Origin of the sequence: Pseudomonas sp. HMSC066A08 (assembly GCF_001813025.1) — a bacterium.
Lineage (GTDB): Bacteria > Pseudomonadota > Gammaproteobacteria > Pseudomonadales > Pseudomonadaceae > Pseudomonas > Pseudomonas aeruginosa.
On sequence record NZ_KV811305.1, the window covers coordinates 333,655 to 353,161 of the forward strand.

The window sequence follows — 19,507 nt, forward strand, 5'->3', positions numbered from 1 at the left end:
CGTGTCGAGCCGGACATGGCGCAGGCATCATCCGCGCCGGCGCCCTGGGGAGCGCCTGCGGTCGCCTGTCCCTCCCCAGCGTCTAGGCTTGTAGCGGGCACTCCGGCAAGTACCGGTGGCAACGGTTTCACAGTTTCGTGAGGAAAAATTGCAAGTGCCTTGCCGGCTGGCCCCAGGCCAGTAGGATCGCTGTTTTCCCCGGAAACGCGAGGTCGGGATGCTGAACACCCTGGAAGCCTGCCTGAAGGCGGTCGATGAGATTCTCCTGGGCAAGGACCGCCAGGTGCGCCTGGCCCTGGCCTGCCTGCTGGCCCGTGGGCACCTGTTGATCGAAGACCTGCCGGGGATGGGCAAGACCACCCTCAGCCATGCCCTGGCGCGGGTGCTCGGGCTCAGTTTCCAGCGCATCCAGTTCACCTCGGACTTGCTGCCGGGCGATATCCTCGGTACCTCGGTGTTCGACAAGGACAGCGGGCAATTCGTCTTCCATCCCGGGCCGATCTTCGCCGAACTGGTGCTTGCCGACGAGATCAACCGTGCCACACCGAAAAGCCAGAGCGCCTTGCTCGAGGCGATGGAAGAAGGCCAGGTGACCATCGAGGGGGCCACCCGGCCCTTGCCGGAACCGTTCTTCGTCATCGCCACGCAGAACCCGGCCAGCCAGGGCGGCACCTTCTCCCTGCCGGAATCGCAGCTGGATCGCTTCCTGATGCGCCTGTCGCTGGGTTACCCCGGGCGCGCAGCGGAACGCTCGCTACTGCTCGGCGAAGCCCGGCGCGATCTGCTGCCGCGCCTGGAACCCTTGCTCGACCACGCGGCGCTGGCCGCTTTCCAGGCCGAAGTGCCGAAGGTCCGCGCCAGCGACGCGCTGGTGGACTACGTGCTGCGCCTGGTCGAAGCGACCCGCACGCAGCCGGCCTTCGCCCTCGGCCTGTCGCCGCGCGGTAGCCTGGCGTTGCTCGCTGCGGCGCGTGCCTGGGCGCTGCTGGCGGGACGCGACTATGTGATTCCGGAAGACGTGCAGGCGGTGTTGCCGGCGGTCGCCGGGCATCGCCTGCGCGACCAGGCGGACCCCACCGGGCACGGTGGCGGCGCGCTGGTGCAATGGCTGCTGCGCGAAGTCCCGGCGCTCTGATGCGCCTGCGCAACTGGCCGCGCTGGCAGCGCTGGCTGAACCGGCGGATACCGCCGGCGAGCAGCGTCGAGCTGAACCAGCGCCGCGTATTCATCCTGCCGACCCGCCAGGGCGGCGCTTTCGGCCTGGCGCTGCTGGTGATGCTGCTGGCGGCGATCAACTACCAGAACAGCCTGGCCTACGGGTTGACCTTCCTGCTGCTGTCCCTGGGCGTGGTGACCATCCTCCATACCTATCGCAACCTTGCCGGCCTGCGCCTCACGGCGTTGGGAGCGGACCCGGTGTTCGCCGGCGAGCGCGCCGGTTTCCGGGTGCGCCTGGAAAGCCCGCGACGGGCGCGCCAGGCCATCGCCGTCGGCTGGCCGGAGCGGCCGCTGGAATACGCCGACCTGGCAGGCGACGCGGCTGCCGAGGTGCTGCTGTTCCACCCGACCGAGCGCCGCGGCTGGCTGCGGCCGGGGCGCCTGCGGGTGGAGAGTCGCTTTCCCCTCGGCCTGCTGGTGGCCTGGAGCTGGGTCGACCTGCGCCAGCAGGCGCTGGTCTACCCTCGGCCGCTGGCCGGCGAGCCGTTCCTCGCGCCGGGCGCGGAGGACGCCGAGGAGCAGGGGCGCGCGCTGGCGAGCGCGGGTGTCGACGACTACCAGGGACTGCGCGCCTACCAGCCGGGCGACTCGCGGCGGCGCCTGCACTGGAAGGCGTTTTCCCGTGGCCAGGGGCTGCTGGTGAAGGACTTCGCCGCGCTCGGCGGGGAAGACCTGTGGCTGGAATTCGAGCGCCTCGGCGGGGATCTCGAAAGTCGCCTGGGCCGCTTGTGCCATGCAGTCCTGGAACTCTCCGCGCGGCAGCAGCCCTATGGCCTGGCGCTGCCCGGCACGCGCCTGCAACCGGCCAGCGGCGAGGCCCAGCGCGAGGCCTGCCTGCGCGCGCTGGCGTTGTTCGGAGCGGCGCGATGAACGCGATTCCGCGGGTCGCGCTGGTCTGGCTGCTGGTGGCGCAGGTGCTGGTGATCCTGCCGCACCTGGCCTACATGCCGCCGTGGATCGCGGCCATGTGGCTCGGTTGCGCGGCCTGGCGGGTGCAGGTCTTCCGCATGCGTGCCGGCTATCCGCGCGCCTGGGTCAAGCTGGCCCTGGCGCTGCTCGCCGGGGCCGGGGTCTGGTTGTCGCGCGGCAGCCTGGTGGGCCTGGACGCGGGGGCGGTGCTGCTGATCGCCGCGTTCATCCTCAAACTGGTGGAAATGAAGACCCGCCGCGATGCGCTGGTACTGGTGTTCCTCGGTTTCTTCGCGGTGGTGGTGGGCTACCTGTTCGACGATGGTTTCCTCGCCGCGCTGTACAGCCTGCTGCCGGTGACCGCGTTGCTGGCGGCGTTGATCGGCTTGCAGCAGAGCGCTTTCGCCAGTCGGCCCTGGCCGACCCTGCGGCTGGCCGGCGGGCTGTTGCTGCAGGCGCTGCCGCTGATGCTCCTGCTGTTCCTGTTCTTCCCCCGCCTGGGGCCGCTGTGGTCGTTGCCGATGCCCGGCAACAAGGGGGTCACCGGACTCTCGGAGAGCATGGCGCCAGGGGATATCGCCGAGCTCGGGCGCTCCGCCGAACTGGCGTTCCGGGTCCGTTTCGAGGGCGCACCGCCACCGCGCGAGCAGCTCTACTGGCGCGCCTTGACCATGGAGCGTTTCGACGGACGACGTTGGGCTCAGGCGCCTCAATGGTCGGGCGAGGATGCTTTGCACTGGCAGAAGCGTGGCCCCGAGCTGCGCTACGACGTGATCATGCAGCCCAGCTCGCAGTCCTGGCTGTTCGCCCTCGACGTGGCGCAGACCGACCAGACCGACACGCGCCTGATGAGCGACTTCCACCTGCAGCGGCGGCAGCCGGTCGAGCAACGTCTGTTCTACCGAGTCAGTTCCTGGCCACAGGCGCTGCGCGAGTCCAGCATCGATCCGCGCACGCGCTGGCGCAACCTGCAGTTGCCGATGCACGGCAATCCGCGCGCGCGAGCGCTGGCCGACGAGTTGCGCCAGGCCCATGCGCAACCGCAGGCGCTGGTCGCGGCCCTGTTGCAGCGCTTCAACCGCGAGCCCTTCGCCTACACCCTGAAACCGCCAGCGACCGGCGCCGACGGGGTGGACGATTTCCTGTTCGACACGCGCAGCGGCTTCTGCGCGCATTACGCCGGGGCGATGGCTTTCGTTCTGCGCGCCGCGGGCATTCCTGCGCGAGTGGTGGCCGGTTACCAGGGCGGCGAGCTGAATCCGGCGGGCAACTACCTGCTGGTGCATCAGTTCGACGCCCACGCCTGGGTCGAGTATTGGCAGCCGGAGCAGGGCTGGCTGAGCGTCGACCCGACCTACCAGGTGGCGCCCGAACGGATCGAACAGGGGCTGGAGCAGGCCCTGGCCGGCGACAGCGAGTACCTCGCCGACGCGCCGCTGTCGCCGTTGCGCTACCGTGGCCTGCCCTGGCTCAACGACATGCGTCTGGCCTGGGACAGCCTGAACTACGGCTGGCAACGCTGGGTCCTGGCCTACCAGGGTGAGCAGCAGGGCGCCTTCCTGCAGCGCTGGTTCGGCGGGCTCGATCCGACCCGACTGGGCCTGTTGCTCGGTGCCGCGGCGATATTGTCGGTCGGTCTGCTCGCGCTGTTCCTGCTCAAGCCCTGGCAAGGCCGTGGCGATCTGCGCAGCCGCCAACTGCGCCGCTTCGAACGCCTGCTGGAGATGCATGGCCTGCGCCGTTCCCCGGGCGAAGGGCTACGCTCCTATGGCGAGCGCGCCGCCCGCGTCCTGCCGGCGCAGGCGCCAGCCATCGCGGCCTTCGTCGGCGCGTTCGAAGCGCAACGCTATGGACACGGCGGTGCCGATGATCCAGGGTTGCGTCTGCGCGCATTGCGCCGGGCGCTGCCCTGGCGCCTGGTGCGCGCGCCGACGCGGGATGCTCGGGGAGAGGAGAAGGCATGACGGGGTTCATCGATGAACTGCTGGCCGAGGTGATCGGCCAGCAGGTGGCGTTGATGTCGGCGGTCGCCCGCCTGGAGGCGCGCACGGACGGCGAGGCACTGCACGACCTGCGCATCGCCCTGCGTCGTCTGCGCAGCCTGCTGCGGCCGATCCGCGGAGTCCCCGGTGTCGAGGAGCTGGAGCATGCCGCCGCCGAGGTCGGGCGGCTCAGCGGGCCGATCCGCGACCTGGAGGTGCTGCTGCCGGCGCTCGCCGCCGAAGGGCTGCGGGATGCGTTGGCGGTGCGCCGGCCGGTGCTGGAGTCCGGCTACGTAGCGGTTCTCGCCAGCCAGCCGTTGCACCGCCTGCAGCTTTGCCTGGACGTCTGGCCGGCCCTGTTGCGTACGGCCCAGCGGCATGCCGTGCTGGATGGCTTGCACGGCCGGGTGCGCAAGCGCCTGCGCCGGCAATGGAAGATCCTGCGCGCCGAGCTGGCGGACACCACCTACGAGCACTGGCACCCGCTACGGCTGCGGATCAAGCGCGTGCGCTACGGGCTGGAGGCCTATCCGCACGATTGCAGCATTCCCGGCTCGCTGCTGGCGCCGCTCAAGGCGGCCCAGTCGGCTCTGGGCGATTGGCACGACCTCGAACAGTGGCTGTTGCGATGCCAGCGCGAGCCGGACCTGGCGCCCGTGCGCGAGGTCTGGGCGGCACGCTTCGAACTGGCCCGGGAGCGTGCCGGAAGGGCCCTGTCGACATTGCAGGAGGCGCTTGCCGGGCACTGACGCCGCCGGTATTCCGATCGGCTTTTTCCCAAGGATCGCCTCGCCTAAGATGGGCCCTCGAATCCCCTCGCGAGGCACACATGAATTTTTCCGAATTGATCCAGGCGGTCCGCCGCGACCCTTCCTCGGTGGTAGTACCGGCCAGTTGGGGCCAGGGCCGCGCCACCTTCGGCGGCCTGGTGGTGGCGCTGGCCTACGAGGCCATGCTTGCGGTGGTCGAGGCGGGGCGTCCATTGCGCTCCATCGGCGTCAGCTTCGTCGGACCGCTGGCCCCCGAGCAGCCGGCGAGCTTCAGCGCCCGGTTGTTGCGCGAGGGCAAGGCGGTGAGCCAGGTACAGGTCGAGGTCCGTCAGGGCGAGCAGGTGGTGACGCTGGTCCAGGCCAGTTTCGGCGTCGCCCGCGCGTCGGCGGTGGCGGTTGAAGCGTTGCCGGCGGCCGGGATGAAGGGCCCCGAAGAGAGCCAGGAGCTGCCCTATATCCGTAACGTGACCCCGGAGTTCACTCGCTACATCGCCATGCGCTGGGCAGTGGGCGGCCTGCCGTTCTCGTCGAACAAGTCGCGCCAGATGGGCGGCTGGATGCGTTTCCGCGACGAACCCGAGGGAGAGCCCATGGAGGTTTCCCACCTGCTGGCGCTGCTCGACTCCTGGCCGCCGGCGCTGCTGCCGCACCTGGGTACCCCGGCGATGGCCAGCTCGCTGACCTGGACCGCCGAGTTCCTCCAGCCGCTGCCGCAGCAGCGCAGCGGCGACTGGTGCCGTTACCTGGCGGAGATCGAGGAGGCGCGCGACGGCTACGGCCACGTGGCGGCGCGGATGTGGAGCGCCGACGGTCAGTTGCTGGCGATCAGCCGGCAGATGGTCACGGTGTTCGGCTGAGGCGCATGTCAGGCGGGCGCGTACTCGGTGCGGTTGCGCCCGCCGCTCTTGGCCTGGTAGAGCGCGCTGTCGGCGCGCACCAGCAGGCTTTCCAGGTCGTCCCCGGCGTCCCTGCGCAGGGCGACGCCGATGCTCACGGTCATCCGCAGCGGTTCGCCGTCGGGATTGCTCACCCGCAGCGCCTCGACGCTGGCGCGTAGCCGTTCGGCGACGTCCAGCGCCTGGTCCAGGCTGACCTCCGGAAGCAGCGCGGCGAATTCCTCGCCGCCCAGGCGACCGAGCAGGTCCACCTCGCGCAGGCCCTGGCGCAGGGTCTCGGCGACACGTTGCAGGGCGCGGTCGCCGGTCAGGTGGCCGTGGCTGTCGTTGATGTTCTTGAAATGGTCGATGTCCAGCATCAGCGCCACGCAGGGATGGCGGAAGCGTTCGGCGGCCTTGAGCATGAGTTCCGCCTGGTGCAGGAACGAGTGGCGGTTGTGCAGGCCGGTGAGGGTATCGGTGCTGGCCAGCAGACGGAGTTCCTGCTCCATGGCCTTGCGCCGGCTGATGTCGTAGCACCAGATCAGGGTCGCCGGCTCGCCGTCGATTTCCAGGTGGCGCGCGCAGATCACCGCCCAGCAAGGCGTTTCCCCGCATAGCTGGGCTTCCCAGCCATCCACCTGGCCGCGCGCCTCCAGGGCGTTCTGCAGGCGGCTGTATTCGCTGGCGCTGGCGAACAGCCGGGGCAGGCTGAAGTCGTCCTGGGCCTGGCAACCCAGGCGCTTGAGCAGGCGCGGGCTGACGTAATGGATGCTGGCGCCGCAGGCGCTGAGCAGGACCACGTCGCTCGGGCTGGCCTCGAGGATGAAATGCAGCAGCGCCTTGCCTTCGCTGAGCTGGCGGGTGCGCTCGCCGACGCGTTTCTCCAGGGTGGCGTTAAGCTCGATCAGATGCCCGGCCAGTTGCTGCGCGCGCTTGAAGTCGGCGACCAGGCGCAGCACCAGCAGGGCACCGCCGGCACCGATCCCGAGCAGCGCCCAGAACAACGCGTAGAACGCCCGGTGCAGGCGCTTGCGGTCGACGTCCAACTGGTTGGTCAGGGCGATGTTGCTGGCGACGACGATCTGGTGGGTCGGTTCGAGCAAGGGCGGAACCTGTTGGACGATCTCCGCGGCCAGGCGGCGCGCGGCGACGGGATCGCCCCAGGGGGCCTGGTCCGACCAGCGATCGCTGAGCTCGATCAGGCGTTGCAGGGTGGCCTGTACCTCCGGACGCGGTTCGGCGAGATGCCTGAACAACGACTGGCGGCGCAGCGGCGCGATCAGGCTGGCGAGGACTTCGAGACGGATCGCCAGGTCGTCGGGTTGGCCTGCGCCGCTCTCGGTGCGCCGCGCGGCGTCCAGCGTGCGATCCAGTTCGGCGCGCAGCGAGTAGGTCTGCCACAGCTCGTTGTGCAGGTTCGGCTGGGCCAGTTGCTGGGCCTGGCGCACCGCCAGCCACAGCGCAGCCCCGGCGATCAGCGCCATGAGCAGCACCAGGCCGAGCAACAGCCCCATGATCTGGCGTTGCCGGCGCAGCTTTGTCGGATCGAGCAGCGGCACAGTCATGTCCGTTACTTACTCAAGAGTGATGGAGCTGACCTGCCAGACGGTACGGTTGTAGTAGACCTGGTTTCTCAACTCAGGATAGCGGGCCATCGGGTAGATGATGAAAAGCGGTCCGCGTTCGCGGATCGCCATGTAGGCGCCGTTGCGGCGATAGGCGAGGATGGGCTGGTAGCTGTCGAGGTCGCTGTACGGGATGATCGCCGAGTAGTCGTTCAGCGCCAGCACGCGCAGGCGCTTGGGCGGCGCCAGGTCCAGGTGGCGCAGCAACAGGCTGAGGCGCACGCCTTGCCAGCGGGCGTTGGCCTCGCCGGGGAGCTGGGCTTCCAGGGTCTCGCTGGGCAGGGCTTCGAGGTCGGACAGGGTCAGCCGTACGGGAGCGCCGCCGGACCGCTGCAGGGTGACGATCGGACGTCCGCCCAGCGGCACGGGCTCCGCGGCCTGGGCAAGAGGCAGCCCCAGGCAACAGAGAAAGACGATTAATTGACGCGTTGACGGCATGTTGTCGGTCCACGACAGGATTCCGTCGATTATATCGGCAGCGTCGCGCTAAAACTGAAGGGCTGTGCGAAATCCCGGACGAACTGTCACTTATGCCGTTCGCGCCAAGCCCGCCACCAGGCGCCGCTGAGGACGAAGCGGGGGAAGGTGACGAACTGCTCGACGAGCAGGCGACTGACAGCGTCGCGCCGATCGCTGAATGGCTCGGGTGCCTGTTCCTCCAGCGCGTGTCCCTTGGCCTGGATCGCCAGGCCGGCGCCGATGCCGATGACACCGAGCACCACCTGCAGGAGGTCCAGGCCGAACAGGCCGCCGAGCAGCAGGATCGCACCGACGATGAACAGCGGCACGGCGATCAGGTGCAGGACCAGGTTGGTCGGGTTGCGGTGGTTGGCGGCATAGCCGCGCCATTGCCAGGCGAGCAGGTTGGGATGACGTTTGCCCATGTTCTCGGTACTCCGTGACGGCGACCCGCGAGGCGGATCGTTGCATGTCGTCGAGTCTAGGCGGGGTGCGGCAGCGCGGCGAATGATTCCTGCCTATCCGGGTGATAGGCAGGTGCGCCGGCGGATCAGAGGCGCAGTTGGCCGATGGCGCGGGTCAGGTCGCCGGCCAGGTCGACCAGTTGCTGGCTGGTGGCCGCCGACTCGACGGTCTGCTGCACGGTGAGTTCGGTGACGTCGCGGATGCCCACCACCGAACGGGTCATTTCTTCCGCGACCTGGCTCTGCTGTTCCGCGGCGACGGCGATCTGCGTGTTGCTTTCACGCATCTGCGCCACCGCGTTGGCGATCGCCGCCAGCGCCTCGCCGGCGTCGCCGGCCTGGCTGACGCAACCGTCTGCCTTGAGCGAGCTTTCCTGCATGAACTCCACGGCGTCGCGGGTACCCGACTGCAGGGCGAGGATCATCTGGGTGATCTCGTCGGTGGAGTCCTGCACGCGACGGGCGAGGTTGCGCACCTCATCGGCCACCACGGCGAAGCCGCGGCCCATTTCCCCGGCCCGCGCGGCCTCGATGGCGGCGTTGAGGGCAAGCAGGTTGGTCTGTTCGGCGATGCCGTGGATCACGTTGACCACGCCGCTGATCTTCTGGCTGTCCTCGGCCAGCTTCTGGATCATCTCGGCGGTCTCCTGGACGCCCTGGGACAACCCGGCGATCGACGCGCTGACCCGGCTCACCGCCTGCTGGCCGGCGCCGGCCAGGCGGTCGGCTTCCTGCGACTGGTCACGGGTATCGGCGGCGTGCTGGGCGATATGGAAGACCGTGGTGGACATCTCGTTGATCGCGGTGGCGGTCTGGTCGGTCTCGCTCTGCTGGCCGAGCATGCCCTGGCGTACCTGGCCCATGCTGCGGGCCAGCGCCTGGGCGCCTTCGTCGAGCTTGGTAGCGGCCGCGGCGACGGTGCCGACGATGCGCTGGTAGCCGGCCTGCATGGCGTTGAAGGCGCTGGCCATCTGGCCGACTTCGTCGCGTCCCTGCAGCGGTACGCGAGCGGACAGGTCGCCGCTCTTCTCGACGTGCAGCATCACGTCCTTGAGGGTATGCAGGTGGGTGAGGATGAAGCGGATCAGCAGTTGCGAGGCCGCCAGCAGCGCCAGCATCAGCACCAGCACGGCGACGGCGTAGGCGCCGGCACGGTCGGCGAAGACCTGCCACAGGTCGCTGGCCGGGGCAAGCACGGCGAAGCGCTGGCCGGAGCCGGTCTGGCCGACCCAGGCGCCGAGCAGCGGGGTATCGCCCTGGCGCGCGCCGGACAACTCGATCCAACCCTGCCCCTTGCCCAGCGCCTGGGCAGCGGTACCGCCCAGGCTCGCGGCCTGTTCCAGCGGCAGCAGGTTGCTGCGGGCGGGCAGGGCGCTGCCGGCCGGCCAGCTCTGAACCAGCTCGCCCTCGGCGGCGGCGGCGCGCTGGGCGGAAGCGTTGCGCCCCGCGGCTTCCTGCTGCATAGCGAACAACACCAGCAGCAGGGTGGTGAAGAAGGCCACCGCGTTGACGGCCCAGAACTTGTACTTCAGTGGAATGTCGCTGATCCAGGTGCCCATAGGGGGATTTCTTCTTATCGGCAAGCTAATGGCAAGGCGCCATTATCTTGAAAGCTGAGTAAGGGGCAATCGTTGATGCGGGTCAACGAGACCGTTCGTCAGCTTAGCGGCCGATCCGCCGGGAGCTTGAGGGCGATCTCAGTCGATCGCCGGCAGGCCGAAGAACGCCCGCGCCGCGGCGCTGGTGTGGGCGGCCAGGCGCTCCGCGCTCTCGCCGCGATGGCGGGCCACGCAGTCGAGCACCTCGACCAGGTAGGCCGGCTCGTTGCGCCCGTTCTTCGGCTTCGGCCGCAGGCTGCGTGGCAGCAGGTAGGGCGCGTCGCTTTCCAGCATGAGACGGCCGACCGGGATCTCGCCTACCAGATCATGCAGGTGGGTGCCGCGGCGCTCATCGTTGATCCAGCCGGTGATGCCGATGTGCAGGTCGAGGTCGAGGTAGCCATACAGCGCCCGGCGCTCGCCGGTGAAGCAATGTACGACAGCGGCCGGCAGGCGATCGCGGAAGTCGCGCAGGATCGCCAGCAGGCGCTCGCTGGCGTCGCGTTCGTGGAGGAACACCGGACGCTGTAGCTCGACGGCCAGTGCCAGTTGTTCCTCGAGGGCCTTTTCCTGGGCCGGACGGGGAGAGAAGTCGCGATTGAAGTCGAGACCGCATTCGCCCACCGCGCGTACCCGCTGGTCGTCGAACAGGGCGCGCAGGCCGCGAGCGGTGTCGGCGTTCCAGTGGCTGGCCTCGTGGGGGTGGACGCCGGCGGTGGTAAACAGCCGGCCGCCCTCGTCGAGTTCGCCGCAGAGCTGCAGCGCCTGTTCGCTGTCGGCCAGGCTGGTGCCGGTGATCACCATCTGCACCACCCCGGCGGCGCGCGCGCGGGCGAGCAGTGCTTCACGTTCCGGGGCGAAGCTGGCGTGGGTCAGATTGACGCCGATATCGATGAGTTGCATGGTGCCTTCCTGGAATTCGCAGCGAGGCGGCGCCCCCTCGATCGCGCCGGACCCGCCGGGAGATGGGTGGCAAACCGCTTGTAGAACAATCCGTTATAATCGCAGATCGGGTTCTTCGGCGCCCGGATTATCTACCCAATGCCTCCGTTTGCAGCCGCTGTCGGAGAGGAACTTGCCAAGACTGCCATGCTCTGATTGATCCGGTCCCCCGGAGAGGGACATCGAGCCTGGCCTCTGGAGACCTGGATGACGCGTCTGTTGCTGCTTTCGCTTTGCCTGCTGGTGCTCGCACCCTTGCCGGCGGCTGCGCGCATCACCGGCCAGCCGGACAACTGGCACAGGGAACAGCCGGAGACCCGCGACCTGGCGAGCATCCGCCGCGCTGGCGTGCTCAAGGTGCTGGTCAACCAGAGCCGCAACAGCTCGGGCGAGGTGAAGGGCGAGCCGATCGGCGTCGAGTACCGTCGCCTGCGCGCCTTCGAGCAATACCTCAACAGCCGCTCGCCGTCCGCGCGGAACCTCACCCTCAAGCTCATACCCAAGCCCAAGGACCAGTTGCTTGCCGCCCTGCAGCGTGGCGAAGGCGACCTGGTCGCCCCCGGCGAACTGCTGCCGGCGCACGACGGCCTGCAGGTCAGCCCGAGCGCGCCGGTGCGCGCCGATGTGCCGCTGGTGCTGGTGGCGCGCAAGGGCAACCGGCGCTACACACGCCTGGAGCAGTTGTCCGGGCGGACCATCCCGCTGCCGGCCGGCAGCGCCGCCGAGGGCGCCATCGAACTGGTCAACCAGCGCCTGGCGCAACGCCGCATGGCACCGATCCGGATCGAAAAGCTGGACGCTTCCCTGGCCGTCGAGGATGTGATGGAAATGGTCCAGGCAGGCATCCTCGGCTTCACCGTGGTCGAGCAGCCCATCGCCGAACGCTGGGCCAAGGTGCTGCCGAAGCTGCGCGTCGATCGCCACCTGGTGCTGGACAATCGTGCCGACATGGCCTGGTACGTGCGCCGCGATGCCAGCACCCTGCGCGCGACCATCGACCGCTTCCTCGCCGACTACCGCGCGCCGGCCGACCAGGACGTGGCTTTCCAGCGTGTCTACCGGCGCGCCTACAAGGTCCGCAACCCCCTCGGCGCGGCGGACCGCAAGCGCCTGGAAGCGGTCCGTCCATTGCTGCAGCGCTACGCGCGGCAGAGCAGCATGGACTGGCTGGCGCTGGCGGCGGTGGCCTACAAGGAGTCGCACCTGAACCCGAAGGCGCGCGGTTCGGGCGGCGCCAGCGGGCTGATGCAGATCACCCCGGCGGCGGCGCGCAGCGTCGGGGTCGGCAACGTGCACGACAAGGACAGCAACGTGCTGGCCGCCAGTCGTTACCTGACCAAGATCCGCAAGCAGTTCTTCTCCAGCAAGCACCTCGACGAACGCGAGCGCCTGGCGTTCACCCTGGCGGCCTACAACATGGGCCCGGAACGGGTGCAGAACCTGCGCACCCAGGCGCGTCGCCGGGGGCTCGATCCGAACCGATGGTTCTTCCAGGTAGAGCGGGTGGCTGCGGAAGAGATAGGCATGGGCGTGGTGAGTTATGTCAGCAGCGTCAACAAGTACTACCTTGCATATGAACGCGAACGGGTTCGCTTGGAGCCCGGGGTGCGTGCGAAGACGGCGACGGCTCAAAAATAATCTATAAATTCGATATTGATAACGGGATTTTTGCAGTTTTAATATCGAATTATCTTGCCTATAGTGTGCCCATCTTATCCCACACCTGAGGACGCACCATGAATCCACTGATCAAGACCATCCTGTCGACCAACGCCGGTGCCGGCCTGGCCATCCTGCGTATCGTCACCGGTCTTACCCTGATGTCCCACGGTTCGCAAAAGCTCTTCGGCATGTTCGGCGGCGCCGGCCTGAACGGCATGGCGCAGTGGTTCGAGTCCATCGGCCTGACCCCTGGCTACCTGCTGGCGACCCTGGCCGGCAGCGCCGAGTTCTTCGGCGGCCTGGCGCTGGTGATCGGCTTGCTGGTGCGTCCGGCGTCGGTGGTGGTGGGCTTCACCATGATCGTGGCGATCTTCAGCGTGCACATCGGCAATGGCTTTTTCATCACCGATAACGGCTATGAATATGCCCTGACCCTGCTGATGATCAGCGTGGCGCTGCTGATCGATGGCGCCGGCAAGTTCTCGCTGGACGGCAAGCTGTCCCGCTGAACCGGGCTGGCGACGAAAAAGGGCGGCCACCTTCGGGTGGCCGCCCTTTTTCGTTGCGGCGCGGAGCACAGGTTTCCGCCTCGCCGGCCATGCCAGGGCTGCACCCCTGAGGGGTACGCCGCCGGCGTTAGCCGCCGAAGCGCCCTTCGCCGCGTTCTCGGCGTTTCCGCACCGGTCAGCGCTGCTCGGCCCGGCGCATCTGTTCCAGCGCGCCCAGGCGCAAGCGTTCCTGTTCGCTGAAGCGCTCTTCGGCCAGGCGTTCGACCGCCGCGCGGCGGTCGGCTTCGCTCAGGCCGGCATTGCCTTCGATCCGGCTCTTCTCGGCGAAATAGTCGTCCAGCCGGCCCTTCCAGGCCGAGCGTTGCCGATCGAGTTGCTCCAGGCGGGTGGTGGCTTCGGCGCCCACCAGTTGCTGACGCATCTGGCGGATGGCTTCCGGGCCGGCGCCAGCGGCCTGGAGGGCGGCGGTCTGCTGCTGCAGTTCGCTTTGCAGTTGCGGCAGCACGCTTTCCTGCTGGTCTTCCGGCAGGCTGGCGCGCAGGCGGTCGATGGCGGCGGCCTTTTCCTCGGCGCTGAGCTTGCCGTCCTAGCGGATCGCCAGGCGCTCCAGGGTGAACTGGTTGTAGGTTTCCTCGTCGGCGAAGAACGCCACGTGCGCTTCGTTGCTGAAGATCCGCGCGCGCAGGGCTTTCACCGCGGCTTCCCGCTGGCGCAGGGCGTCGAGGTCGGCCAGGCGCGGCAGGTCGCGTTCGAGCAGCACCAGTTCCTTCTTGTAGTCGATGTATTGCTGCATCAGCGCCAACGCCTGGCCGCGCGCCGGCTCCTGGAGTTCGGCGGCGATGTAGGCGCGCAGGCGGTCCAGGCTTTGCTGCAGGGGCTCTTCGCCGACGGCGCTGAGGAAGTAGTCGAACAGGTTGCGGATGTCGCGGGTGACCAGCAGGTTGCCGCTGGCATCGACGCTGAAGCTGCCATCGACGCTGGTGCCCCTGAAGGAGGCTGGCAGCGGCGCGACCTTGGCCGGCATGACCTGGGGGGCCGGCACCGCTTCTCCCGCGGAGGCTGCTGGTGGGGCGCGGTCTGCGCCCGCCTGCGGGCTGGCCGGGGGCGCCGTCTCGGGGGCGGGGGAAGGTTCCAGCCAGACGAACCAGGCCAGGCTGGCGGCGAACGCCAGTGGAATCAGCAGGAGGATTTTCTTCACGCGAGGGGGCTTCCGGGAAAGGGCCGGGGCCGAGGCCCCGGCCGGGGTCCTACAGGCTGGCGTTCTTCAGGCGGTTGGCGTGCTGGCGGTAGACGCTGACCGGGCTGGTCTCGAACAGGCTGGTGAGGCCGAAGACCTGGTTCACCTCGTCGAGGTGGTTCATCCGGTAGTTGTCGCGGATCACCATGCCCAGGTGCGAACTGCAGGTGCCGACCAGGCCGTCGTTGGCGGTGCCGTTCTTGAAGGTCAGCGACGAGGCGCCGAGGAAGGCATCGCTCGGATCGAGGAAGTTGGTCAGCGGCGAGGAACCGCTCCAGGAGTAATAGCTCACGCCGTTGACCTTGTAGGCGCCTTCGCCGCAGGCCGAGGTGGGGATGCCCTGCGGGTACTTGGCGTTGAAGCGCGCGGCACCCTCGCTGTTCAGCGACTCCAGCGAGCCCAGTGAATTCTGCGTACCGGTGCTGCCGCTGGAAAGGAAGCTGATCAGTGCGCCGAGGCTGTTGACCAGTCCGGAGAGGACTGCCTCGCCGGCCGAACCCGGTGGGATCTGGCGCAGGAAGTCGGCGGTGTCCGAACCCTTGTGCGGGGCGCCGACGCTGGTAGCGGAAGCGATCAGGTCGGGACGTACGGCGGCGACGTAGCGGATGGTCGGCCCGCCGTGGCTGTGGCCGATCAGGTTGACCTTGGGCTGGCCGCTGAGGGCGACGATTTCCTCCACCTGTTGCAGCAACTGCTCGCCGCGGACTTCCGAAGTGTCCAACTGGCTGACTTCGGTGACGTAGACCTGGGCACCGTCACGGCGCAAGGCGCTGGGAATGCCGAACCAGTAGTCGACCCCGAGGATGTTGTCGAAACCGAGCATGCCGTGGGCCAGCACGATGGGGTATTTGGTCTGGGTGTAGGTGCTGGCCTGGATCAGAGGGCTGGCAGCGAGAGAGGCGAGGCCGATGGCCAGGCCGAGAGGGAGCAGAGACTTCTTCTTCATGTTGTTCTCATCTCAGGTTGATGGGGCCGAGGGGCGCATCCTGCCAGCCATCGCCCGAATCCTTCCGGGAGAACCGCTTCGCTGTCCCTTGCGCAGGAACCGTGCCAGCTTCGGCCTTTTTCCTCCAGGCCAGGAAATCCGCGGCTTCCTGGTGGCCGCTCGTAACCTGCGTGGCAGAGTGGAAGAGGCGGGTTGTTACGGCGCGAAACGCTCGTTTGAATCTTCCCCGCACAACGCCCAGCGACCGAATGTGCGGTAGCGCACGCCCGCGGCGTCGTTTTGCGAGCAAAACAGGCTGAAATGGTCGACCTGCCATACGAAGGTTGGGGGTGGCGGGGCGTTTTCCAGCGGCGCGGCATCGCGAGCCAGGGTCAGATGGGCGCTGAATGGGCGGGTTTCCACGGGCAGCTCCAGTTCGGCAAGGCCGGAGCGCAGGGCGCGGCGCAGGCGCAGGAGGGCGCCGGGCGGTTGGCTGGGGGCCAGCAGCAGGATGCCGTTCCTCCAGCGCAGCAGGCGGTCGAGGCACAGGTCGAAGGGCGCGGCCTCGATGGCCGCGGCCATGTCCAGCAGGGCCTCGAGCCGAGCGGACGGGACCTGCCCGAGGAAGGCCAGGGTCAGGTGCAGGTTCGCCGTCGCCACCTGGCGTCCGGGCAGTGGCCGGCCATCGCGCCACCGGCCGATCCGCTTGGCGAGGAGAGGTGGACAGGGCAGGGCGAAGAACAGGCGAAGAGAGCGATCGGGCATGGGCGCCTCCGCGTGTTTCTTGACAGTCTCCGTGCGGCTTTTCTAGGATGCGCGTGCGCCGATTTAAACAGCAACTTGCGGGGCGCCCGGCAGCAGCCGAAATACCGCTAAAGCGCTGGCTCGGTGTTGCCTCTCACCGCTGTCCAGCGGGACCGAAGAGGCGGAGACATGACGTCATGACCTGTCCCAGCACGCAATTGCGCCTGGCACCCATCACCACCGGCCTGGTCCGGCGGAACCCGAGGATTCTCCTCAGCGGCCCGCACCAGCCGACCCTCGTCCGTTACCTCGAAGGCTGGCCGAAGCGCTGGAACGGTTCGCGTACCTTCCTTATCCAGTTCGCCCAGGACGGCAAGGACTTGGCGCGCTTCCCCAGCGACGCGTTCGACTTCGCCGTGGTCCAGGCCCCCGAGGCGGAAGACCTGGACCTGGTGGTCCGGCAACTGATCCGGGTCGCCCGCCAGGGCCTGGTCACCCGCCGTATCCTGCGCTGAGCGCGTGACCCCTCAGGGCGCCGGCGGATACTCGATCTCGACGACGAACCAGAGCTTTTCCCCGGCCGGGGTGCGCACCAGCACCTCGGCGTCCAGCTCCTTGCCGACCAGTGCGCGGGCGAGCGGCGAGTCGATGCTGATCTGGTTGTTGCGCAGGTCCAGTTCGTCGGGGCCGACGATGCGATAGCGGGCCTGCTCGCCGTCTTCGTCTTCCAGGGTCACCCAGGCGCCGAAATACACCCGGTTCGGATCCGCCGGCCGCTCGCCGACCACTTTCAGGTTCTCCAGGCGCTTGCGCAGGAAGCGCACGCGGCTGTCGATCTCGCGCAGCATCTTCTTGCCGTAGATGTATTCGGCATTTTCCGAGCGATCGCCGAGGGCGGCGGCTTCGCTGACCGCCTGGGTCACCTGGGGACGGCGCACGTGCCAGAGTTCATGCAGCTCTGCGCGTAACCGCGCGGCGCCCTCCGGAGTGATCAGCGGGGTGCCGGCGGTGCGCGGTGGACGATAGCGACTCATGGTTCGGGTGGTTCCACAAATGAACGGATGAAAGCCTGCCAGTGTATCCGATCAGCCCTCGCGCAGGACCCGCAGCGGGCTGCTGTTGAGCGCGCGGCGGGTGCCCAGCAGGCCGGCGCCGCCGACCAGCACGGCGCCCACCAGTGGCAGCGCCAGCAGCCAGGGATGCGGCTGCCACGGCAGGTCGAAGACCAGCCGGTAGAGCAGCAGGCTGACCACCTCGCAACCGAGTGCCGCGAGCACGCCGCTGAGCGCGCCGAGCAGGGCGAACTCGACCCGCCGGGTGCGCTGTAGCAGGCCGCGCTCGGCGCCCAGCGCGCGTAGCAGGGCACCCTGGCGCACGCGCTCGTCGAGGGTCGCCTGGAGACCGGCGAAGAGCACCACGAAGCCCGCCGCGAGAACGAACACCAGCACGTACTCCACGGCCAGGGTGACCTGGTCGAGGATGCTCCGCAGCTGGCTCAGCAGGGCGTCTACCGGCAGCAGGGTGACGGTGGGGAAGGCGCGGGCCAGTTCGATCAGGTCGCGTTCCTGGCTGGCCGGCAGGTAGAAGCTGGTCAGGTAGGTCACCGGCAGGTCGCTCAGGGTGCCGGGCTGGAAGACCATGAAGAAGTTCGGCTGGAAATTGTCCCACTTCACCTTGCGCAGGCTCTGGACCTGGACCTCGCGATTCTGCCCGGCGACGCTGAAGGTGAGCCGGTCGCCGACCTGGATGCGCAGGTTGGCGGCCAGCTTCTCTTCCACCGACACGCCCGGCAGGGCCCCCGGCTGCGGCGCGCTCCACCAGCGTCCGGCGGTGAGCTGGTTGCCGGAGGGCAGTCGCTCCGACCAGGTCAGGCCGAGGTCGCGCTGCAGGGCACGTTCGCTGCGCACGTCTTCGTCGAGCGCCTGGACCGGCTTGCCGTTCACCGCTACCAGGCGCCCGGGAACCATGGGGAACAGCGGCTCGGCGTCGGGGGAGAGCTTTTGCACGCGACGTTCGAAGGCGTCCTTTTCCGTCGGCAGGATGTTCAGGGCGAAATGGTTGGGGGCGTCCGGCGGCAACTGGGCCTGCCAGGTATCCAGCAGTTCGCCGCGAAGCAGGGCGATCAGGGCCATGGCCAGCAGGATCAGGCCGAAGGCCAGGCTCTGTCCGGCGGCAGCCAGCGGGTGCCGCAGCAACTGGCCGAGTCCCAGCCGCCATGGCAGGCTGGCACGCGCCAGCGCCCGGCGCAGGCCGTTCAGGCCGAGCAGCAGGAGGGCGCCGAGCGCCAGCGTGGCGACCAGGCCGCCGCCGAGCAGGGCGAGGGTCAGCTTCAGGTCGAGACTCAACCGCCACATGATCAGGCCCAGGGCGAGCAGGGCGCAGGCGTAGGCCATCCAGGTGCGCATCGGCACCGGCAGCAGGTCGCTGCGCAGGACCCGCAACGGCGGTACCCGGCCCAGGGCCGCCAGCGGCGGCAGGGCGAAGCCGGCCAGCGCTACCAGGCCGGTGGCGATCCCGGCAAAGGCGGGGAACAGGCCGCCGGCCGGTACGTCCGGCGGCAGCAGCGTGGCGAGCAGGCGGAACAGGCCGAGTTGCGCCAACCAGCCGAGCAGGGCGCCGATGGCACTGGCGAGCAGGCCCAGCAGCAACAGTTGCAGCGCATAGAGGAGCAGGGTTTCGCTGCGCGACAGGCCGAGGCAGCGCAGCAGCGCGCTGGCGTCGTAGCGCCGTGCGGCGAAACGGGCGGCGGACAGCGCCACGGCGACGCCGGCGAGCAGCACCGCGGCCAGGCTGGCCAGGTTCAGGTAGCGCTCGGCGCGGCCGAGGGCATCGCCCACCTGGCGGTTGCCGTCGCGGGCATCCTGCAGGCGCTGGTTGGCGGCGAGGCTGCCCCTGACCTGCTGGCGATAGGCCTGGAGGGCTTCCGGCGGGCCTTCCCAGAGATCGCGGTAGCGCACCCGGCTGCCCGGCTGGACCACCCCGGTGGCATCGAGGTCGGCCAGGCTCATCATGGCGCGGGGCGTCAGGCTGTAGAAGTCGCCGGCGCGGTCCGGCTCGTAGGTAAGGATGCGCGCGATGCGCAGCGGCTTGCGGCCGATCTCGATGCTGTCGCCGACCTTCAGGTCGAGGCTGGCCAGCAGGCGCGATTCGACCCATACCTCGCCCGCCTGCGGACGACCGCCGGCCTGCTCGGCAGCGAACGGCGCGGCAGCGCTCTTGAGCTGGCCGCGCAGGGGGTAGTGGTCGCCGACCGCCTTGATGCTGCTGAGCTGGATGCCCTGGTCGGTGGCGATCACGCTGGAAAACTCGACGCTGTCGGCATGGCGCAGGCCGAGACGGGTGCCGCGTTCGATCTGTTCGGCGCTTGCCGGCTGGGTACCGTTGAGCACCAGGTCGGCGCCGAGGAACTCGGCGGCGCGGGCGAGCATGGCGCCGTTCAGGCGGGCGCTGAAGTAGCCGATGGCGGTGCTCGAGGCGACCGCGATCAGCAGGGCGAAGAACAGCACGCGCAGCTCACCGCTGCGCGACTCGCGGAACAATTGGCGACCGGCGAGGCTCAGCAGGCGGGAGAGGGGCACCGGCTTC

General features: G+C 68.8%; 17 protein-coding genes and 1 pseudogene. 8 read left to right on the forward strand and 10 right to left on the reverse strand.

Annotated features, from left to right (window positions below; translation table 11 throughout):
- Positions 1-217 precede the first annotated feature (217 nt).
- From HMPREF2886_RS17805 to HMPREF2886_RS17825, 5 genes are all read left to right on the forward strand, one after another.
- On the forward strand, positions 218-1,135 hold the full coding sequence (locus HMPREF2886_RS17805) for an AAA family ATPase (protein ID WP_003090974.1): 918 nt from the start codon (positions 218-220) through the stop codon (positions 1,133-1,135).
- Positions 1,135-2,088 (forward strand): DUF58 domain-containing protein, encoded by a 954-nt coding sequence (locus HMPREF2886_RS17810; protein WP_057389017.1) that lies wholly within the window; start codon positions 1,135-1,137, stop codon positions 2,086-2,088. The genes HMPREF2886_RS17805 and HMPREF2886_RS17810 overlap by 1 nt, the downstream gene beginning before the upstream one ends.
- Positions 2,085-4,091, forward strand: coding sequence for a protein-glutamine gamma-glutamyltransferase TgpA (gene tgpA, locus HMPREF2886_RS17815; protein ID WP_039027658.1), 2,007 nt, complete (start codon positions 2,085-2,087; stop codon positions 4,089-4,091). Before HMPREF2886_RS17810 ends, tgpA begins: the two co-directional genes overlap by 4 nt.
- Positions 4,088-4,858 carry a CHAD domain-containing protein gene (locus HMPREF2886_RS17820; protein WP_033976051.1) on the forward strand — a complete coding sequence of 257 codons (771 nt, stop codon included), beginning with the start codon at positions 4,088-4,090 and terminating at the stop codon, positions 4,856-4,858. Before tgpA ends, HMPREF2886_RS17820 begins: the two co-directional genes overlap by 4 nt.
- Before the next feature lie 80 nt (positions 4,859-4,938).
- Entirely contained in the window at positions 4,939-5,736 is a 798-nt protein-coding gene (locus HMPREF2886_RS17825; protein ID WP_019371656.1) for an acyl-CoA thioesterase, read from the forward strand.
- Positions 5,737-5,744: 8 nt separating this feature from the next.
- Here the strand turns inward: HMPREF2886_RS17825 and HMPREF2886_RS17830 are convergent, their stop codons facing one another.
- The 5 genes from HMPREF2886_RS17830 to HMPREF2886_RS17850 all read right to left on the reverse strand — a co-directional run bounded on the left by HMPREF2886_RS17830 (position 5,745) and on the right by HMPREF2886_RS17850 (position 10,806).
- The gene (locus HMPREF2886_RS17830; protein ID WP_033970326.1) at positions 5,745-7,322 is read right to left on the reverse strand and encodes a GGDEF domain-containing protein; all 1,578 of its coding nucleotides are present in this window, start codon (positions 7,320-7,322) and stop codon (positions 5,745-5,747) included.
- 9 nt (positions 7,323-7,331) lie between these two features.
- Positions 7,332-7,820 (reverse strand): putative pterin-binding protein, encoded by a 489-nt coding sequence (locus tag HMPREF2886_RS17835; RefSeq protein WP_033970325.1) that lies wholly within the window; start codon positions 7,818-7,820, stop codon positions 7,332-7,334.
- A gap of 86 nt (positions 7,821-7,906) precedes the next feature.
- The gene (locus tag HMPREF2886_RS17840; RefSeq protein ID WP_033970323.1) at positions 7,907-8,266 is read right to left on the reverse strand and encodes an Mpo1-like protein; all 360 of its coding nucleotides are present in this window, start codon (positions 8,264-8,266) and stop codon (positions 7,907-7,909) included.
- A 125-nt stretch (positions 8,267-8,391) separates the two neighbouring features.
- Positions 8,392-9,864: a methyl-accepting chemotaxis protein gene (locus tag HMPREF2886_RS17845; RefSeq protein WP_033970322.1), complete on the reverse strand. Its 1,473-nt coding sequence runs from the start codon at positions 9,862-9,864 to the stop codon at positions 8,392-8,394.
- Positions 9,865-10,002: 138 nt separating this feature from the next.
- Complete coding sequence (locus HMPREF2886_RS17850) at positions 10,003-10,806, reverse strand: TatD family hydrolase (protein ID WP_070747972.1); 804 nt, start codon at positions 10,804-10,806, stop codon at positions 10,003-10,005.
- Positions 10,807-11,052: 246 nt separating this feature from the next.
- Between HMPREF2886_RS17850 and HMPREF2886_RS17855 the strand changes: the two genes are divergently transcribed.
- On the forward strand, positions 11,053-12,483 hold the full coding sequence (locus HMPREF2886_RS17855) for an MltF family protein (protein WP_003114749.1): 1,431 nt from the start codon (positions 11,053-11,055) through the stop codon (positions 12,481-12,483).
- Between the two features lie 98 nt (positions 12,484-12,581).
- Positions 12,582-13,016: a DoxX family protein gene (locus HMPREF2886_RS17860; RefSeq protein ID WP_003090958.1), complete on the forward strand. Its 435-nt coding sequence runs from the start codon at positions 12,582-12,584 to the stop codon at positions 13,014-13,016.
- 175 nt (positions 13,017-13,191) lie between these two features.
- Here HMPREF2886_RS17860 and HMPREF2886_RS17865 read toward each other — a convergent pair.
- The 3 genes and pseudogenes from HMPREF2886_RS17865 to thpR form a co-directional block, all read right to left on the reverse strand.
- A pseudogene (locus HMPREF2886_RS17865) lies at positions 13,192-14,214 on the reverse strand (lipase secretion chaperone).
- A 49-nt stretch (positions 14,215-14,263) separates the two neighbouring features.
- Positions 14,264-15,199 (reverse strand): triacylglycerol lipase, encoded by a 936-nt coding sequence (gene lipA / locus HMPREF2886_RS17870; RefSeq protein WP_003090955.1) that lies wholly within the window; start codon positions 15,197-15,199, stop codon positions 14,264-14,266.
- A 195-nt stretch (positions 15,200-15,394) separates the two neighbouring features.
- The gene (gene thpR / locus HMPREF2886_RS17875; RefSeq protein WP_070747974.1) at positions 15,395-15,943 is read right to left on the reverse strand and encodes an RNA 2',3'-cyclic phosphodiesterase; all 549 of its coding nucleotides are present in this window, start codon (positions 15,941-15,943) and stop codon (positions 15,395-15,397) included.
- Positions 15,944-16,119: 176 nt separating this feature from the next.
- On the opposite strand from thpR, the gene HMPREF2886_RS17880 reads away from it, so the two are divergent.
- The gene (locus tag HMPREF2886_RS17880; RefSeq protein ID WP_033973921.1) at positions 16,120-16,437 is read left to right on the forward strand and encodes a hypothetical protein; all 318 of its coding nucleotides are present in this window, start codon (positions 16,120-16,122) and stop codon (positions 16,435-16,437) included.
- Between the two features lie 12 nt (positions 16,438-16,449).
- Here the strand turns inward: HMPREF2886_RS17880 and greB are convergent, their stop codons facing one another.
- Positions 16,450-16,956, reverse strand: coding sequence for a transcription elongation factor GreB (greB, locus tag HMPREF2886_RS17885; protein ID WP_003090951.1), 507 nt, complete (start codon positions 16,954-16,956; stop codon positions 16,450-16,452).
- A gap of 51 nt (positions 16,957-17,007) precedes the next feature.
- Positions 17,008-19,500: an ABC transporter permease gene (locus HMPREF2886_RS17890; protein ID WP_083318579.1), complete on the reverse strand. Its 2,493-nt coding sequence runs from the start codon at positions 19,498-19,500 to the stop codon at positions 17,008-17,010.
- Positions 19,501-19,507: the final 7 nt, after the last annotated feature.

Coding starts and splice junctions, on each gene's coding strand:
- HMPREF2886_RS17855 (WP_003114749.1), top strand. CDS start 11,053: ATGACGCGTCTGTTGCTGCTTTCGCTTTGCCTGCTGGTGCTCGCACCC.
- HMPREF2886_RS17840 (WP_033970323.1), bottom strand. CDS start 8,266: ATGGGCAAACGTCATCCCAACCTGCTCGCCTGGCAATGGCGCGGCTAT.
- HMPREF2886_RS17860 (WP_003090958.1), top strand. CDS start 12,582: ATGAATCCACTGATCAAGACCATCCTGTCGACCAACGCCGGTGCCGGC.
- HMPREF2886_RS17845 (WP_033970322.1), bottom strand. CDS start 9,864: ATGGGCACCTGGATCAGCGACATTCCACTGAAGTACAAGTTCTGGGCC.
- HMPREF2886_RS17850 (WP_070747972.1), bottom strand. CDS start 10,806: ATGCAACTCATCGATATCGGCGTCAATCTGACCCACGCCAGCTTCGCC.
- lipA (WP_003090955.1), bottom strand. CDS start 15,199: ATGAAGAAGAAGTCTCTGCTCCCTCTCGGCCTGGCCATCGGCCTCGCC.
- tgpA (WP_039027658.1), top strand. CDS start 2,085: ATGAACGCGATTCCGCGGGTCGCGCTGGTCTGGCTGCTGGTGGCGCAG.
- HMPREF2886_RS17820 (WP_033976051.1), top strand. CDS start 4,088: ATGACGGGGTTCATCGATGAACTGCTGGCCGAGGTGATCGGCCAGCAG.
- greB (WP_003090951.1), bottom strand. CDS start 16,956: ATGAGTCGCTATCGTCCACCGCGCACCGCCGGCACCCCGCTGATCACT.
- HMPREF2886_RS17880 (WP_033973921.1), top strand. CDS start 16,120: ATGACCTGTCCCAGCACGCAATTGCGCCTGGCACCCATCACCACCGGC.
- HMPREF2886_RS17825 (WP_019371656.1), top strand. CDS start 4,939: ATGAATTTTTCCGAATTGATCCAGGCGGTCCGCCGCGACCCTTCCTCG.
- HMPREF2886_RS17830 (WP_033970326.1), bottom strand. CDS start 7,322: ATGACTGTGCCGCTGCTCGATCCGACAAAGCTGCGCCGGCAACGCCAG.
- HMPREF2886_RS17835 (WP_033970325.1), bottom strand. CDS start 7,820: ATGCCGTCAACGCGTCAATTAATCGTCTTTCTCTGTTGCCTGGGGCTG.
- HMPREF2886_RS17810 (WP_057389017.1), top strand. CDS start 1,135: ATGCGCCTGCGCAACTGGCCGCGCTGGCAGCGCTGGCTGAACCGGCGG.
- thpR (WP_070747974.1), bottom strand. CDS start 15,943: ATGCCCGATCGCTCTCTTCGCCTGTTCTTCGCCCTGCCCTGTCCACCT.
- HMPREF2886_RS17805 (WP_003090974.1), top strand. CDS start 218: ATGCTGAACACCCTGGAAGCCTGCCTGAAGGCGGTCGATGAGATTCTC.